The sequence below is a fragment of the Halopseudomonas pachastrellae genome (assembly GCF_900114765.1).
In the GTDB taxonomy this organism is placed as follows: domain Bacteria; phylum Pseudomonadota; class Gammaproteobacteria; order Pseudomonadales; family Pseudomonadaceae; genus Halopseudomonas; species Halopseudomonas pachastrellae.
Genome location: NZ_FOUD01000001.1, coordinates 92,841 through 106,628 on the forward strand (window position 1 = coordinate 92,841; position 13,788 = coordinate 106,628).

The following is a 13,788-nucleotide window of genomic DNA, read 5'->3' on the forward strand; positions in this document are numbered from 1 at the left end:
CCCTTGGTCGGTTGGTTTAGGCAGAGGCTTTTCAGTGGATGTGACTGGTTCTGGCTTGCAAGGGTGATTCAGTCACATAGCGTTTTCTCCATCACTTGAGGGCACGGCTGTGGAGAAAAATATGAGTCAGCAGGTAGCGAATGATGTGGCCGTTGCCGCAGTTAAGGCCGCTCCGGCCATTGGGGTCGCCGCAACCGGGGCTACGGGGGTGATCAACTGGTCTGATGTCGCCTACATGCTTACGGCTGCCTACATGGTGCTGCAGATCCTGTTGCTGGTCCCGAAGTACCGGGCCATGTTCAAGGAGTGGCGGAAGTCGTGAACATCGTCCAGAAGTCGGTCGCGGCAGCATCGGTTTCTGCTGCCGTTGCTCTGGTTGGTTATTTCGAGGGCCGGGAGCTGATCGGGTATGCCGACCCGGTTGGCATTCCAACCGTCTGCTACGGACACACCGCAACTGCCGAAATTGGGCAGCAGCGCACAGCGGAAGAGTGCGAGCAACTGCTGGCGCAGGACCTGGGGGAGGCGCTTGCAGCAGTAGACAGCCAGCTACCAAACCTACCTCCGCTGACGCGGGCCGCTTTGGGCTCGTTCGTGTTTAACGCAGGTGCCGGCAACTTCAACAGTTCGACCCTGCTGAGAAAAGCCAAGGCAGGGGATCTGGTTGGCGCCTGCAACGAGTTACCTCGCTGGGTATATGCGGGTGGTAGGCAACTGACCGGATTGGTGCGTCGGCGAGCCGCTGAGCGGGAGTTGTGCCTGCAGGGGCTGGAGCAGTGAATCGGCTGTTGCTATCGCTCGTCGCCGGCCTGGCTATCGCTACTGGCTTGCTTTGGTGGCAGTACTCCCAAAACACCGAGAAGCTCGGTGAGCTCACAAAGGGGCTCGAACAAAGCCAAGCGCGCGTTGAAAGCCTGCGTAACACCCTGCGCCTCCAACGACAGCTGTATTCCGAGGTTGGCCGGATAGATCAGAACCATACCGAGGGACAAGCTGATGCTCAAGAACAGAACGAGAGTCTTCGCGTTGACGTTGATGCTGGCGCTAAGCGGTTGCGAGTCAGTGCGGTATGTCCAGCAGGAGTGCCCACTACCGCCAGCACCGCCCGCAGCACTGATGAAAGCGCAGCCGAGCTCGATCCCGCTGCTCGATCAACTTATCACGCCCTCAGACGCCAACTGACAGACACCGAGCTGGCATTGGCCGGGCTGCAGGATTACGTGAGGACAGTATGCCTGGCCATGCCGGGTGACCAATAACCGACAAGGGGGCAGACCATGTCGAAGCGCAAGACCTACCGGCCAGAGGAAATCCGCGCCGGCACCACACTGTTCATCGTCACCCGGGTACCGGGACAGATGGTGAACCATTACGGGGTTGCCGAGTACCTGGTGGCCAGCAAGCGCGAACCCCAGCCGGAACCGGGTACCGCGCATCCGTATCGCATGCACCCGCTGATTGCCGTGTATGCAGTAAGCCAGACCGACCTGTGGCGAACACGGCGAGCGGCCCAGGCTGAAGCCGATCGCCGCCTAGGTATCGAGCTGGCGCGGATGAAGCGGGGTGCCCAATGACTCCCGAGCAAATCGAACAGATCGCCGAGAAGTACCGGGACGCCAGCGTGCCGGAAGTCTTCACGGCAAAGCAGCTGACCATCCACGAAGAGGATGCGGACGTGTTGGGTACGTTCCGCTTGGTCATGTCCAAGCCCGAGAAGGGCGTTGGTGGCCGGCTCCCGCGCTGGCCGGTCAGCATTCTGGTCACCCGGCCTGATGGTACGGACGAGGTGGTGAACACCGGGAAGGCCAATGCGCCATGGAACGTGATGCACGAGATTGTGGCCGAGAGCCTGAACATCATGGCCCTGATCATCAACGAGCAGCGGGGCATGATGATCAAGGCCCGTAAGGCTTCGATGAAGGTGGTGCCATGACTCAGAACATCTGGAAAGCCCTGATGGAAAGGGGGCGCGGCAGTGGCGACTGAACCTGACTGGGAGCAGATCAAGAAGGAGTACCGTGCCGGACAGCTATCGAATGTGATGCTTGGCAAGAAGTTCGGCGTATCTGAGTCTGCAATCCGGAAGCGCGCCAAGAAGGAGGGGTGGCAAAAAGACCTGGCCTCGGATGTTCGGAAGCGGGTACGAGAAAAGCTGGTGCGAGACGAGGTGCGAGACCCCAACGCGAATGACGACGAAGTCGTTGATAGCGTTGCCGCAACCGGTGTTTCTGTAGTGCGAGCTCACCGAGCTGACATACGAGCGGCATCCCGCATGGCTGAAATGCTTATGGCGCAGTTGCTTGACGCTGCATCCAGGCGTGAAGAGCTCGAAGAGGCAATTCACGAAGAGACCAAGGACGACGAATCTACTCGCCGGCGCACGAGTATGCTGAAGGCCGTGAGCCTGCCTACTCATGCCGGTGTAGTTAGAGACTTGTCCGCAGCCATGAAGAACCTGATACCGCTGGAGCGGCAGGCCTACAACCTGGACGAGACGAACGCCGAAGAGACTTATGAGGAGCGGTTGAAGCGGCTGATGTCCAAAGAATAAAACTACGCCTTGCGCCAAGAGCTTGGCTGACTGCCATTGCCAAAGAATGTGTTGCCTGGGTGAATGTAGCCAGAGCCGTCTTCGACAATCCATGTGATTGCATGAGTGGCAGCAACCCGCTGCAGAATACTGAGCAGCACGGGGTCGCTGGGTATCGGGACGATAAAGCAGCCGGTACTGACACGGCCTTTTCGAGTCTCTCGTGATACATAATCAAAGCCTGAGAGCTCTTCCAGTAATTCCGGGTAGCCTCCCATTGGCTCGCCAGAGGATGCGTATCTCATGTCGCCCCAAAACAGCACCATCTTATTTTGCAATGAAAGCTGTATGTTGAGCTGGTCATCGTTCGCTTGGGTCGAAACCCGCACTCTATACGGACCTTCGCCTACGTCTAGCTCCTGTCTATTTAGGGTGTAACCCATTTGCTCTGGTGTCATGGGCATATTTGAATGAAGGTTTGCGCCGGAACTCATTAAGCTGAACGCCAAAATTGTGCACTTACCTAACTCGCTGAGCCATTGAAGTAGCTCGTGCTTGGTTTCGAATTCCATTACGTGCGCCTCCCATGTCTGCTCAGGTTTATAGCACAGCTCAGCCTTGCACCCCTAATTCAGTCACATAGCGTCATGCCCATCAATTCAGCGATGGGCCGCCATGACGCACTTTCACCTTATCGATGACCAGCCACCGGCCAGCCCGGTGCTTTGGCGTGCGCGGGTGACAGCATGAGCACAGCTGATCAGATGCTGGCGCAGGTGCTGAGCGACGACGAGCTTTACTGCCGCATTAACCTCAAGATCCGCACGAAGTCGGGCGCTATCGTCGCCTTCGAGTGGAACGACACGCAGCGCATCCTGCACACAGCTCTGGAGCGGCAGAAGGCCGAGAAGGGGTGGGTGCGCGCCCTGGTACTGAAAGGCCGACAGCAGGGGTGTTCTACCTACGTTGCGGCGCGCTTCTACAAACGAGTGACCACCAGCTTCGGCATACGTTGCCAGATCATCACGCACATGGACGCGGCCACGCAGAACCTGTTTGGCATGGTGAAGACGTACCACGAGCTGGGGGACGCGACGCTCAAGCCCAAGTCTAAGAACGACAGCGCCACCAGTCTCGCGTTCGGCGGCCTTCGCAGCGACTACCGGGTGGCCACCGCAGGGTCGAAGAACGCCGGCCGGTCCGACACCGTTCAGCTGTTCCATGGGTCAGAGGTCGCATTCTGGCCGAACGCTGAGAAGATCATGGCCGGCCTTGGGCAGACGCTACCGCTGGAGCTGGGTACCGAGGCGATCATGGAGACGACCGCCAACGGGCTCGGCAACAAGTTCCATTCGATGTGGGTGATGGCGGTGGCCGGCAAGTCCGACTACATGTCGGTGTTCATCCCGTGGTTCATCGAGAAAGGCTATCGCCGCGAGGTTCCTGCCGACTTCGAGCTGAGTGACGAGGACATCGAGTACATGGAGGCCTTTGACCTCGACATGGAACAGATGGCCTGGCGGCAGGCGAAGATCGACACCGACTTTACCGGCGACGTGGACTGGTTCAACCAAGAGTACCCAGCCACGCCCGATATGGCGTTCCTCAAGGTCGGCCACAAGGCGCTGATCAACACCCTCAAGGTCCAGAAAGCCCGCAAGAAGAACCAAGCGCACATGCGCCGCATCGGCGCGCACGTTGTCGGGCTCGACCCTGCGCGCGGCGGCGACACCTCGACGTTCATTCACCGCCAGGGCCGTGTTGCATGGGGAATCGAGCGCATCGACATCCGCGACACCATGGCGGTCGCTGGCCACGCTGCTCGGATGCTGGAGGACGACCAGACCATTCGCATGATGTTCATCGACATCGGTGGCATCGGTGCCGGCATCTACGACCGCCTTGTCGAGTTGGGCTATGGCGAGCGGGTGACCGCGGTGAACTTTGGCGCAAGAGCCAACGACGACCGCAAGTATTTCAACAAGCGCGCGGAGATGTGGGGCGAGATGGCCGAGTGGGTCGAGGATGACATCACTCCGAGCATTCCAGATGACGACCAGCTGCACGGCGACCTCACGTCCGCCAGCCGTGACAAGTACAGCTCCAACGGCCAGTTGAAGCTGATCGAGAAGGAAAAGATCAAGAAAGAGCTTGGGCGCTCACCAGACGACGGCGACGCCTTGGCCCTGACCTTTGCCGAGCCTGTGGCCGCAGACGACGTACACACCGAGAGCTGGCGCGAGAAGCTGCTGCGCAGCCGGCGCCGCAAATCAGCCATGAGTGCCTGACATGACAGACGAAACCGACAAGACCGAGAGCATGGAGAGGGACGAGCGAGCGGTTGCACGTCGCAACTGGCACCGCTACGAGTACGGCCGAGAGCGGGGGCACCGTGAGTTCTGCAAGATTGCCCGAGTGAATGAGGGTATGTACCTCGGCGGCGGCCTTCAGTGGAGCGAAGAAGACCGCCAGGCACTTCTCGAAGCGGGCAAGCCGTGCTTCGAGTTCAACCAGATTCTGCCGAAGGTGAACGCGGCTCTGGGCTACCAGATCGCCAATCGCATGGACATCGCATTCAAGCCGCGCAACGGCCAGGCCACTGATGACGTGGCTGGCACTCTGTCGAAGGTAGCGATGCAGGTGGGTGACAACGTGGATCTGCACTGGAAGGAAACGCAGGTCTACGCCGACGGGCTGATCCAGCAGCGCGGGTACTTTGAAATCAAGGTCGATTACGAAGACTCATTGCTGGGCGAGATTAGCGTTGAAGCGCTGGACCCGATGGACGTTATCCCGGACCCAGATGCCAAGAGCTACGACCCGGACAGCTGGTCTGATGTCGTTGTCCTGCGCTGGATGACCTACGACGAAATCGAGGCCAACTATGGCGAGGAAGCCCGCGCCAAGCTGGAAGTAGAGGCACCTGACGAAGAGGACTTCGGCGACGACTTCGATGACGAGGAGCGAAACCGCTTTGGCGACAGCACCAATATCGGGGTAGACCGCCTGGGCGAGATGACCGTCGGGGATGGCTGCAAGCGCGTTCGCGTGGTCGACCGTCAGTATTGGCGCATGGAGCGGGCAGAGTGCATTGTCACTGACACTGGTGACATCCGCCCGGTCGAGGGCATGCCAGAGCAACGCATTGCCGACATCATCGCTGCTGGTGGCTTTCGTACCAAGCGCCGCATCCGCCGTGTGCGCTGGACTGTGTCCACGATGAATCACATCCTGCATGACGACTGGTCACCCTTCAACCACTTCACGATCGTGCCGTTCTTCCCGTTCTTCCGGCGCGGACTTACCCGGGGCCTGGTGGATAACGCGGTTGGCCCGCAGCAGATGCTGAACAAGTCGCTCAGCCAGTACCTGCACACCATCAACACTACGGCCAACTCCGGGTGGATCACCTGGGCAGGCACCATCAACAACATGCGACCTGACGAGCTGGAAGAGCGCGGCGCGGAGAGCGGCCTTCACATCGAGATGAAGGCCAAGACGCCGCAAGAGCAGATGCCGCGCAAGATCCAGCCGAACCAGATCCCGCAGGGGCTCGACCGCATTGTCGATCGCAGCGCAATGCTGCTGGAGCAGGCTACCGGCATCAACGAGGCGATGATGGGGCAGCGCGGCCCGGAAACGTCCGGCATTGCCATCCAGTCCCGCCAGTTTGCAGCGCAGCAGCAGCTGTCCGTCCCGCTCGACAACTTGGCACGCACCCGGCACCTGCTGGCCGGCCGCATGCTGGAAATCATCCAGTCGTTCTACGACGAGCCACGCATTCTGCGTATCACCGAGACAGATGACCGTGGCCGACCCATCACGCAGTCGCTACCGGTCAACATGCCGTTTGAGGACGGCAGCGGCATATTCAACAACCTGACGCTGGGTGAGTACGACGTGGTGGTCACCGAGCAGCCGATGCAGATCACCTTCGAGAACAGCCAGTTTGTCCAAGTCATGGAGATGATGGAGAAGGGCGCACCGATCCCCTGGCCGTTCGTGCTGCGCTACTCCAACTTGGCGCACAAGCAGGAAATGATCGACGCCATGGAGCGCCAGGCTCAGGAGAAGCCGGACCCACTGCTGGAAGCGAAGGTAATGCTGCTGCGCGCGCAGACCCTGACCGAAGCCTCGAAGAAGGACAAGACCGCGAGCGAAGCCGTCAACAAAGCCGTCGAGGCGCTATACAGCGCAATGCAGGCGGCCGGGGTAGTCGCGCAGAACCCCGCAGTCGCGCCACTGGCTGACGAGATGCTTGCCTCTGCTGGCTTCGAGGACAAGAACGGCGCACCAGTCGTTGATAGCTATGGGGCTACCGCTGAGTTCGCCCCTGCAGCCGGATCAGTACCCACCAATACCGACCCGCTCACGCCCGCTAACCCTGCCGTCGGCGTGACTCGGGGTATCCGCACACCTGAAACAGACGGAGCCATGCAATGAGCGCAAACAAGGTGAAGGCCGCAGCACTGAAGGAAGAAGACGAGTGGCGCGCACAGGACGATCTGCGCACGTTGCTGGAGGCCAAGAAGATCCAGAAGGACGCCAAGCGTATGGCGAAGGTCCGCGCACTGGCGAAGCAAAAGATGGCCGACATGCAGGCCTTGACCAAGCAGTAAATCACAACCGAGGGGGCAGACCCATGAGCAAGAAAACCCAAGAGATGATCGCTGAAGAGCTGGAAACCCTGCTGCTGGATGCATTAGACATCGAGGAGGAGGAAGAGGAGGAGGAAGAACTTGACGATGACGACGAGTTCGACCCGGAAGAGGACGAAGATCGGGGCGACGAAGTAGACCCTGACCTGCCTGACGACGATGACGATCTGCCCGGTGAAGACGCCGACGGTGACGCCGACGCTGATGCTGATGCGGATGACTTCGACGCTGACGACTTGGCCGATCTGGCTGGCGAGGGTGGTGACAGGAAGCCGTCCATGATCCCGCATGCCCGGTTCAACGAGGTCAACGAAGCGCTGAAGAAGGAGCGGGCAGAGCGCCTGCAGCTTGAGGAAGAGCTGGCTCGCACCAGGGGCCGTGTTCCGAAGGATGCTGACGCCCAACAGGACAAGGACGAGGAACAGCCGCCGGCGTTCGACTTCAAGGCCAAGCGCAAGGAGCTGCGTGACGCCTTGTACGAGGGCAACGAAGAGCGGGCCGAGCAGTTGGAAGACGAGATTGAAGCGGCCAAAGCTGCCGAGTTTGAGCGCCGCGCAGAGGCGAAGGCTCAGCAGCTGTTCGAATCTCGCCAGGCGGCGGATGAAGCGAAGCGCATCCAGACTGAGGTGCAAGCTGCGGCAACTGCAGCAATGACCAAATACCCGCTGCTGAACCCGGAGGTCGAAGGCCATGATCCGGAACTGCTGGAGGAGGTCGTCGCACTGCGCAACTTCTACATCCATCAGAAAGGCATGAGCCCCGGCGAGGCGATCACCAAGGCAGCGGACAAGGTGGCCGGTCGTGGCACCGCTTCCAAGGACGATGCAGGCGATAGCGATGCCAAGCCGGCCGGCAAGAAGCTGAAGCCCGATGCCAAGCCGACGACCGAGCAGCTACGCCGCAATGACGAGCGCTCCCGGAAGATCCCGCCGCGCGATGGCGGCCTGGGTGAGCGTGCCTCTGACATCGATTGGGAGAACCTGACCGAAGAAGAGTTCGAGAACCTGCCGGAGTCCGTCAAGCGCAAGGAGCGAGGCGATTTTGTTTCTTGACACCGCGTTTCAGTCACATCAACTGCAACCTGTCGGCGGCGCGTAGCTGCCGCGCCTGGGTGGCCTTCGGGCCACCTGCTTAACCACCGCACCGCATGGTGCTCGCTCGCTGAGTCACAGCGTTCCTCGCCGCGCAGGGCGTAAAGCTGCAGCGTCCCGGACACGCAATAACGTCCGTATTCGCTCGGGTGGCGACACATCCCACGCATCGAAATTAACTGACGAAGGAGAACAGCAATGGCTGTTACCAACTTTGCACGGCTGACGCCGAAGCAGAAGATCGTCTGGTCGCGTGACGTATGGCAAGCCGCCCGCGACGGGATGTTCATCAAGAAATTCCTGGGCAAAGGCGACGGCGCCATGATCCAGCGCATCACCGAACTCACCAAAACTGAGAAGGGTGAGCAGGTCATCATGCACCTTGTTGCTGATCTCGTGGAGGACGGCGTCGTAGGCGACGACCAGCGGGAGGGCAACGAGGAAGAGATGATGTCCTATGCGCAGGTCATCAACATCGACCTGATCAGCCACCAGGTTAAATCCAAGGGCAAGATGGCCGAGCAGAAGACTGTTATCAGCTTCCGCGAAATGGCCAAAAGCCGTCTGTCCTACTGGCTCAGCAATCGCTGTGACCAGCTGGCGATGCTTACTCTGTCGGGTGTGTCCTACGCTTATCACAACGATGGCCGCCCCCGTACCGGTTCGCCGTTCCCGAACTTGTCTTTTGCCGCCGACGTGTCTGCCCCCTCGTCCAAGCGTCATCGTTCGTGGAACGGCTCCTCTCTGATCCCTGGTGACACCACTGCGATCACTGTGGCCTTCGTGGCCAACTACAAGATGATCGTGGACATCGTCGCTTACGCGAAGACCCACTACATCAAGCCGCTGATGGCGGGCGGCAAAGAGTACTACGTCATCCTGCTGCAGCCGGGGACTTTGGCTCAGCTGAAGAAAGACCCCGACTACCAGCGTGCAGTCGTAGCTCTGGCACAGAAGGATGGCGCAAAAAGCCCGTGGTTCACCGGCGGTACCGTCACCATCGACGGCGCTGTCATTCACGAGCACCGCCTGGTGTTCAACACTGCTGGCGCTGCTGATGGCGAGAAGTGGGGCGCTGCTGGCGACGTTAATGGCACCCGCACTCTGCTGTGTGGCGCGCAGGCGCTGGGCATGGCTGACCTGGGCACGCCCGAGTGGGTCGAGAAAAAATTCGACTACGACAGCAAACCGGGTATCTCGATCGACAAGATGCTGGGCTTCCTCAAGCCCAAGTTTTACAGCATCTATGATCGTTCGGTTGAGGACTTCGGCGTGCTGGCTATCGACCACTACCTGGGCTTCTAGAGCCGGGTACCACAGGAGATACCAACATGATCCAGAAGAACTACAACCGCCAGGGTCTGGCCATGGCCCACATCGCTATTGCGCTGTCTGCTTTCAGCGACGGTGCCGTGCAAGCAGCTATTGAGCTGCCGGCCGGCGCCATCGTCGTTGGTGGTAGCGCCTTGGTGACCACCGCGTTCGATGCTGAGACGACCGCCACGCTGAAGGTTGGCGATGCTGACGACGACGACCGCTACAGCGGCACCCCGTTGGATGTCAGTGCCGCGGGCAGTAAGCCTCTGGTGCCGACTGGTTACGTCATGCCCGAGAAGGGCGATGTAATCGTCACCTACGCGAGTACCGGCGCAGCCGCCACGGAAGGCGAACTGCTGTTGGTGATCGAGTACATCGAGGCCAACAAGTCCGAGTGGACGCAGGGCTGATCTGGTAGGGGGCCGGCTGGTGCTGGTCCCTTCCTTTTCCCAACACAGGGGCATTCATCATGAGTAACACCAACGCACCGCGCTTTTTGCCTGCTCGTGGAGACGAGGCAGAGGGCACCCATATTGCACTGACCAGCGGCCACGCCTGCCGAGTCCACGCCGTCTCGCCGGTCGATGGTGAGCGTGGCACCTGCATTCCTGATCGCTTCCGCCGTGAAGCGGTCGCGCTGGGCTGCGGCATCGTGGGTATCGACGAGAATAAGACTTCCGACCAAGGGAAGAAGACGACCAAGCAGTCTCTTATCGTCGACGCAATCCGCACCGTGGTTGAGAAGGACGACAAGGAGCAGCTGCAGGGTGATGACCGCCCAAAGGTTGAGGTCCTGTCCGAAATCGTCGGTTTCAACGTCACCACTACCCAGTTCAACAAGGCTTGGGGTGAGTTCGTTAACGAGCTGGAAAACGACGACGGCCCGGAAGAAGCCTGATGGAAACCGTACAGGAGCTGGTCGAAGCATTCCGGGACGACGAGAAGGACGCGGCAGGTCCCAATGCGTTCTGGAGTGATCCGCAGCTGGTCCGCTGGGCCAGGCAGGCTGTTGACCGCTACTGCGAGATAACGCGCAGCGTCTATGACAGCACCAGCCCCTTTACCTGTGCCGAGCTGAAAGCCGGGGACACCAGCGTGCCTCGGCACCCAAGCATCATCGACATCGTCTCAGCGTCCTTTCCGCCGCCGAACAAGCGCGATCTAGCAGTTGAGCCCCCTGGGCGCACCCCGCGCTCCTGTTTGCCAACTTCCGGCATGACACGGCTCTTGGTGGTTGATAGCCACGACCTGCGCCTGTATCCGCCGGCGGCTACCGACTGTGTGCTGCAACTAGAAGTCATCCGCAGGCCTGTTCGCTTGCTGACGCTGGAATCGCGCCTCACGGATGTGCCACCGCACGCCCGTGAAACGCTGCTGCTGTACATGAAGCATCGCGCTTACCGAGTCCACGATGCTGAGCTGTTCGATCCCGCCAAGGCTGACAACTACTTGGCTGAGTTCGAGCGCGAGTGCCAAGAGCACCTTGAGACCGCGCGCGCTGCACCGGGTGCTGGTCTTATCAAATCGAGCTGGTGACGCATGGATATCATCAACAAGAACCAATTCACCGGGAGCAACAACATTGCCAAGGCCGAGCGGCTGCCGGAAGGCGCCGTTGTTGAGGCGATCAATGTCGACTTTACGGCTGGCGGCAAGGCTGAGTTGCGGGCTGGCTTTGAGCCGGTGCGCGAAGAGGCCGATACGCGCGCGGTGTTTGAGATGGGCGGTGATGCCCTGGCACTGATTGTTGCTGACCAGCTGATCAAGGTCACGCCGGTTGGTGAGACCCTGCTGGGTGCCGTTGCTGATGGCCCTGTGGCTGCGGTCTGGCATGCGGGTGAGCTGTTTCTGAACACCGTGGCCGATAGCGTGCGCATCGGCGAAAGCCGGCGCTCTTGGGCAGTGCCTGCGCCGGCGTTCGACGTAGGTGTGGAGGCGGGGAGTATGCGCCCTGGCATCTACAAGGTGGCGGTGACCGCGGTGGAGGCTGGCGTTGAATCTGGCTGCCAGCCGGCGATTATCAGCGTGGGTGAGGGCGAGGCCATCCGGGTCAACGTGGACGATGCGCGCGACTGCCGGCTGTACTGCAGCACGCCCAACGGCCTGACGCTGTATCACCAAGGCATTGCCTATGGCACCAACAAAATCCCGCCCCGCATCCTCGATGATTCTGCGCGGCTTGAGACGGCTGGGCTTTACAGCCTGCCGTTCTGCGAGCACCTGATCAGCCATCAGGCGCTGATCGTCGGCGCCCAGGGCAAGTTTCTGTACCACACGCACCCTATGTGGCCGCATCTGCACAACCCCGAGTCGGACTACATCCCATTCCCCGCACCGATCAGCCTGATTGCCAGCGTTGAGGGTGGCGTATTCGTGTGCGCGGACAAGACCTATTTCATCACCGGGCTGGGCGGACCCGACATGACCAGCCGCACGGTGCTGGAGTTCGGAGGCATCGGCGGTACCGAGCTGACGTTACCTGACGGCGCTGTGGCTTGGTTCAGCCGCTACGGCCAAGTGATTGGCCGTGCTGATGGAAGCGTTGAGCTACCCAACCGACAAAGCTATGCACCCCTGACCGCGCCACGGGGCGCCGCTGGGCTGCTGGAGCACAACGGCAACCAGATGGTTGTCACCACCATGCAAGGCGGGGTCAGCGGCTCTGGCCTGCGCTCGGCTGACCATATCGACCTGGAGGTTATCCAATGAAAGCAGGCGTAGGCATCAACGGCTTCGTCTGGGACTTCAGCATCCTTGACACTACTGGCCAGCCCATTGAGCGCGAGCAGAAGCACAATCTGATCCCGGCTGAAGGCCTGGCGTTTCTGCTGCAGGCGCCGTTTGGCGATATGTCCCCGATCAGCAGCTTCTACATCGGCCTGTTCACCGGTAACTACTCGCCGACCAACTCGACCAAGGCGACTGACATCCCGATCAATATGGGTGAGTTCGCCGGCTACACCCAAGCAACACGCCCTGTATGGACGCGCACCTTCAACGGCGCGGATGCCTACCACAACGATGGCAACAAGGCGCAGTTCACCTTCCAGCAGAACGCCACGATCCTGGGCGCGTTTCTCGTCTCGGAGAGCACCAAGGGCAGCGGCAGCGGCCGAATCCTGTCGTGTGTGCGCTTTGCCTCACCCAAATCGGTGGAGGCTGGCCAAACGTCCGAGGCGGCCGCGTCGCTGACCTACATTCCCGTCGATTCGATCTGAGGGCCCTGACATGGCAGCCAGTAAGCACGGCAGCGAGCAGTACATCAAACACTTCTACACCGGCGACGCCGTTGCCACGCGCCCAAACAGTTGGGTGATCGCGCTGCACGCCGGTAACCCGGGCACCGGTGATGCCAACGAGGTTGTGGACGGCAACTATGCGCGGCAGGCCGTTACCTTCGCTGCGTCTGATCAGGGGGCTTACTGGGAGGGTGCGAGCGCCGCAGACGTGGTGTTCCCTGCGGCTTCTGCAGCCGCGGACTACACCGCCACCCATTACACGATTCGCGACGGTGCATCTGGTGAGTGCCTGGCCATTGCTGCGTTGCCGGTACCGATCCCGGTCGTCGAAGGGGGCATCATTTCCATGCCTGCCGGGATGATCAAAGTGCGAGGTGTTTGATATGGCTTTTAAATTTTCGACCGAGCTGCGCCGGCAACAGGCCGTAAGCGGTTCACTCAAGAGCATTCTGGATGGGTGTGTTGCTCGGTTCTACTCGGGGCCTGTGCCGGCGTCCTCTGATTCGGCGTTGTCTGGCAACACATTGCTGCTGGAGCTGAAGACAAGCGTAGGCGGCAACCTGACCTTTGAGTCCAGCGCGGAAGGCGCGACCCTAAAGAAGTCGCTCAGCGAGATTTGGACTGGTGATGCTATCGCTGGTGGGACTATGGCTTTCATGCGTCTCGAAAAGCCAGGCGACACTGGCTCAGCCGGAACTGAGTCGGTGCGGGTTCAAGCCACGGTCGGCGGGCCTGATGCGGATATTGTCGTCAGCACGACCCTCATTGAGCTGGGCGAGACCCGCGTTCTTGAGTATTTCGCCATTGCCCTGATCGAGTACGTCTGAGGATGGCTAACCGACTGCAAAAGCAGCCGGTTCTCACTTATGTGCCGGCGGTGTCGGCCATTCCGGCGAGGCCAGCGTTCTGCGAGATGACACTGCTGCTATCCGGCTATATAAGAAGGTCGGGTG

General features: G+C 60.3%; 19 protein-coding genes. 18 read left to right on the forward strand and 1 reads right to left on the reverse strand.

Annotation, left to right across the window (positions count from 1 at the left end; genetic code table 11):
* The first annotated feature begins 121 nt into the window (after positions 1-121).
* From BM116_RS00510 to BM116_RS00535, 6 genes are read left to right on the forward strand one after another with little or no spacing between them, the layout of a single operon-like run.
* On the forward strand, positions 122-322 hold the full coding sequence (locus BM116_RS00510; protein WP_083728378.1) for a hypothetical protein: 201 nt from the start codon (positions 122-124) through the stop codon (positions 320-322).
* Positions 319-780, forward strand: coding sequence for a lysozyme (locus BM116_RS00515; protein WP_083728379.1), 462 nt, complete (start codon positions 319-321; stop codon positions 778-780). The genes BM116_RS00510 and BM116_RS00515 overlap by 4 nt, the downstream gene beginning before the upstream one ends.
* Entirely contained in the window at positions 777-1,259 is a 483-nt protein-coding gene (locus BM116_RS00520; protein ID WP_169847301.1) for a lysis protein, read from the forward strand. The genes BM116_RS00515 and BM116_RS00520 overlap by 4 nt, the downstream gene beginning before the upstream one ends.
* Before the next feature lie 18 nt (positions 1,260-1,277).
* Positions 1,278-1,574, forward strand: a complete 297-nt coding sequence (locus tag BM116_RS00525; protein ID WP_083728381.1) for a hypothetical protein — start codon at positions 1,278-1,280, stop codon at positions 1,572-1,574.
* Positions 1,571-1,933 (forward strand): hypothetical protein, encoded by a 363-nt coding sequence (locus tag BM116_RS00530; protein WP_083728382.1) that lies wholly within the window; start codon positions 1,571-1,573, stop codon positions 1,931-1,933. The genes BM116_RS00525 and BM116_RS00530 overlap by 4 nt, the downstream gene beginning before the upstream one ends.
* 42 nt (positions 1,934-1,975) lie before the next feature.
* A complete protein-coding gene (locus BM116_RS00535) occupies positions 1,976-2,551 on the forward strand; it encodes a hypothetical protein (protein ID WP_083728383.1) in 576 nt (191 codons plus the stop codon).
* Between the two features lie 2 nt (positions 2,552-2,553).
* Here the strand turns inward: BM116_RS00535 and BM116_RS00540 are convergent, their stop codons facing one another.
* On the reverse strand, positions 2,554-3,102 hold the full coding sequence (locus BM116_RS00540) for a hypothetical protein (protein WP_083728384.1): 549 nt from the start codon (positions 3,100-3,102) through the stop codon (positions 2,554-2,556).
* 174 nt (positions 3,103-3,276) lie between these two features.
* Between BM116_RS00540 and BM116_RS00545 the strand changes: the two genes are divergently transcribed.
* From BM116_RS00545 to BM116_RS00600, 12 genes are all read left to right on the forward strand, one after another.
* Entirely contained in the window at positions 3,277-4,818 is a 1,542-nt protein-coding gene (locus BM116_RS00545; protein WP_083728385.1) for a carbohydrate kinase family protein, read from the forward strand.
* A 1-nt stretch (position 4,819) separates the two neighbouring features.
* Positions 4,820-6,973 (forward strand): portal protein, encoded by a 2,154-nt coding sequence (locus BM116_RS00550; RefSeq protein ID WP_235846660.1) that lies wholly within the window; start codon positions 4,820-4,822, stop codon positions 6,971-6,973.
* Complete coding sequence (locus BM116_RS00555) at positions 6,970-7,149, forward strand: hypothetical protein (protein ID WP_083728386.1); 180 nt, start codon at positions 6,970-6,972, stop codon at positions 7,147-7,149. The genes BM116_RS00550 and BM116_RS00555 overlap by 4 nt, the downstream gene beginning before the upstream one ends.
* A 23-nt stretch (positions 7,150-7,172) precedes the next feature.
* Entirely contained in the window at positions 7,173-8,240 is a 1,068-nt protein-coding gene (locus BM116_RS00560; protein ID WP_083728387.1) for a hypothetical protein, read from the forward strand.
* Positions 8,241-8,477: 237 nt separating this feature from the next.
* The gene (locus BM116_RS00565) at positions 8,478-9,584 is read left to right on the forward strand and encodes a N4-gp56 family major capsid protein (protein WP_083728388.1); all 1,107 of its coding nucleotides are present in this window, start codon (positions 8,478-8,480) and stop codon (positions 9,582-9,584) included.
* Positions 9,585-9,610: 26 nt separating this feature from the next.
* Positions 9,611-10,006, forward strand: a complete 396-nt coding sequence (locus BM116_RS00570; protein WP_083728389.1) for a hypothetical protein — start codon at positions 9,611-9,613, stop codon at positions 10,004-10,006.
* 59 nt (positions 10,007-10,065) lie between these two features.
* Entirely contained in the window at positions 10,066-10,494 is a 429-nt protein-coding gene (locus BM116_RS00575) for a hypothetical protein (protein WP_083728390.1), read from the forward strand.
* Entirely contained in the window at positions 10,494-11,132 is a 639-nt protein-coding gene (locus BM116_RS00580) for a phage adaptor protein (RefSeq protein WP_083728391.1), read from the forward strand. Before BM116_RS00575 ends, BM116_RS00580 begins: the two co-directional genes overlap by 1 nt.
* 3 nt (positions 11,133-11,135) lie before the next feature.
* The gene (locus BM116_RS00585) at positions 11,136-12,305 is read left to right on the forward strand and encodes a hypothetical protein (protein ID WP_083728392.1); all 1,170 of its coding nucleotides are present in this window, start codon (positions 11,136-11,138) and stop codon (positions 12,303-12,305) included.
* Entirely contained in the window at positions 12,302-12,814 is a 513-nt protein-coding gene (locus BM116_RS00590; RefSeq protein WP_083728393.1) for a hypothetical protein, read from the forward strand. Before BM116_RS00585 ends, BM116_RS00590 begins: the two co-directional genes overlap by 4 nt.
* Before the next feature lie 10 nt (positions 12,815-12,824).
* Entirely contained in the window at positions 12,825-13,217 is a 393-nt protein-coding gene (locus tag BM116_RS00595) for a phage tail fiber protein (protein WP_083728394.1), read from the forward strand.
* Complete coding sequence (locus BM116_RS00600) at positions 13,210-13,662, forward strand: hypothetical protein (protein ID WP_139057005.1); 453 nt, start codon at positions 13,210-13,212, stop codon at positions 13,660-13,662. Before BM116_RS00595 ends, BM116_RS00600 begins: the two co-directional genes overlap by 8 nt.
* Positions 13,663-13,788 lie beyond the last annotated feature (126 nt).

Bases quoted from the DNA above. Each gene is read 5' to 3' on its own strand.
- BM116_RS00590 (WP_083728393.1), top strand. From the start codon at position 12,302: ATGAAAGCAGGCGTAGGCATCAACGGCTTCGTCTGGGACTTCAGCATC.
- BM116_RS00595 (WP_083728394.1), top strand. From the start codon at position 12,825: ATGGCAGCCAGTAAGCACGGCAGCGAGCAGTACATCAAACACTTCTAC.
- BM116_RS00565 (WP_083728388.1), top strand. From the start codon at position 8,478: ATGGCTGTTACCAACTTTGCACGGCTGACGCCGAAGCAGAAGATCGTC.
- BM116_RS00550 (WP_235846660.1), top strand. From the start codon at position 4,820: ATGACAGACGAAACCGACAAGACCGAGAGCATGGAGAGGGACGAGCGA.
- BM116_RS00560 (WP_083728387.1), top strand. From the start codon at position 7,173: ATGAGCAAGAAAACCCAAGAGATGATCGCTGAAGAGCTGGAAACCCTG.
- BM116_RS00555 (WP_083728386.1), top strand. From the start codon at position 6,970: ATGAGCGCAAACAAGGTGAAGGCCGCAGCACTGAAGGAAGAAGACGAG.
- BM116_RS00540 (WP_083728384.1), bottom strand. From the start codon at position 3,102: ATGGAATTCGAAACCAAGCACGAGCTACTTCAATGGCTCAGCGAGTTA.
- BM116_RS00510 (WP_083728378.1), top strand. From the start codon at position 122: ATGAGTCAGCAGGTAGCGAATGATGTGGCCGTTGCCGCAGTTAAGGCC.
- BM116_RS00570 (WP_083728389.1), top strand. From the start codon at position 9,611: ATGATCCAGAAGAACTACAACCGCCAGGGTCTGGCCATGGCCCACATC.
- BM116_RS00580 (WP_083728391.1), top strand. From the start codon at position 10,494: ATGGAAACCGTACAGGAGCTGGTCGAAGCATTCCGGGACGACGAGAAG.
- BM116_RS00545 (WP_083728385.1), top strand. From the start codon at position 3,277: ATGAGCACAGCTGATCAGATGCTGGCGCAGGTGCTGAGCGACGACGAG.
- BM116_RS00585 (WP_083728392.1), top strand. From the start codon at position 11,136: ATGGATATCATCAACAAGAACCAATTCACCGGGAGCAACAACATTGCC.
- BM116_RS00530 (WP_083728382.1), top strand. From the start codon at position 1,571: ATGACTCCCGAGCAAATCGAACAGATCGCCGAGAAGTACCGGGACGCC.
- BM116_RS00575 (WP_083728390.1), top strand. From the start codon at position 10,066: ATGAGTAACACCAACGCACCGCGCTTTTTGCCTGCTCGTGGAGACGAG.
- BM116_RS00525 (WP_083728381.1), top strand. From the start codon at position 1,278: ATGTCGAAGCGCAAGACCTACCGGCCAGAGGAAATCCGCGCCGGCACC.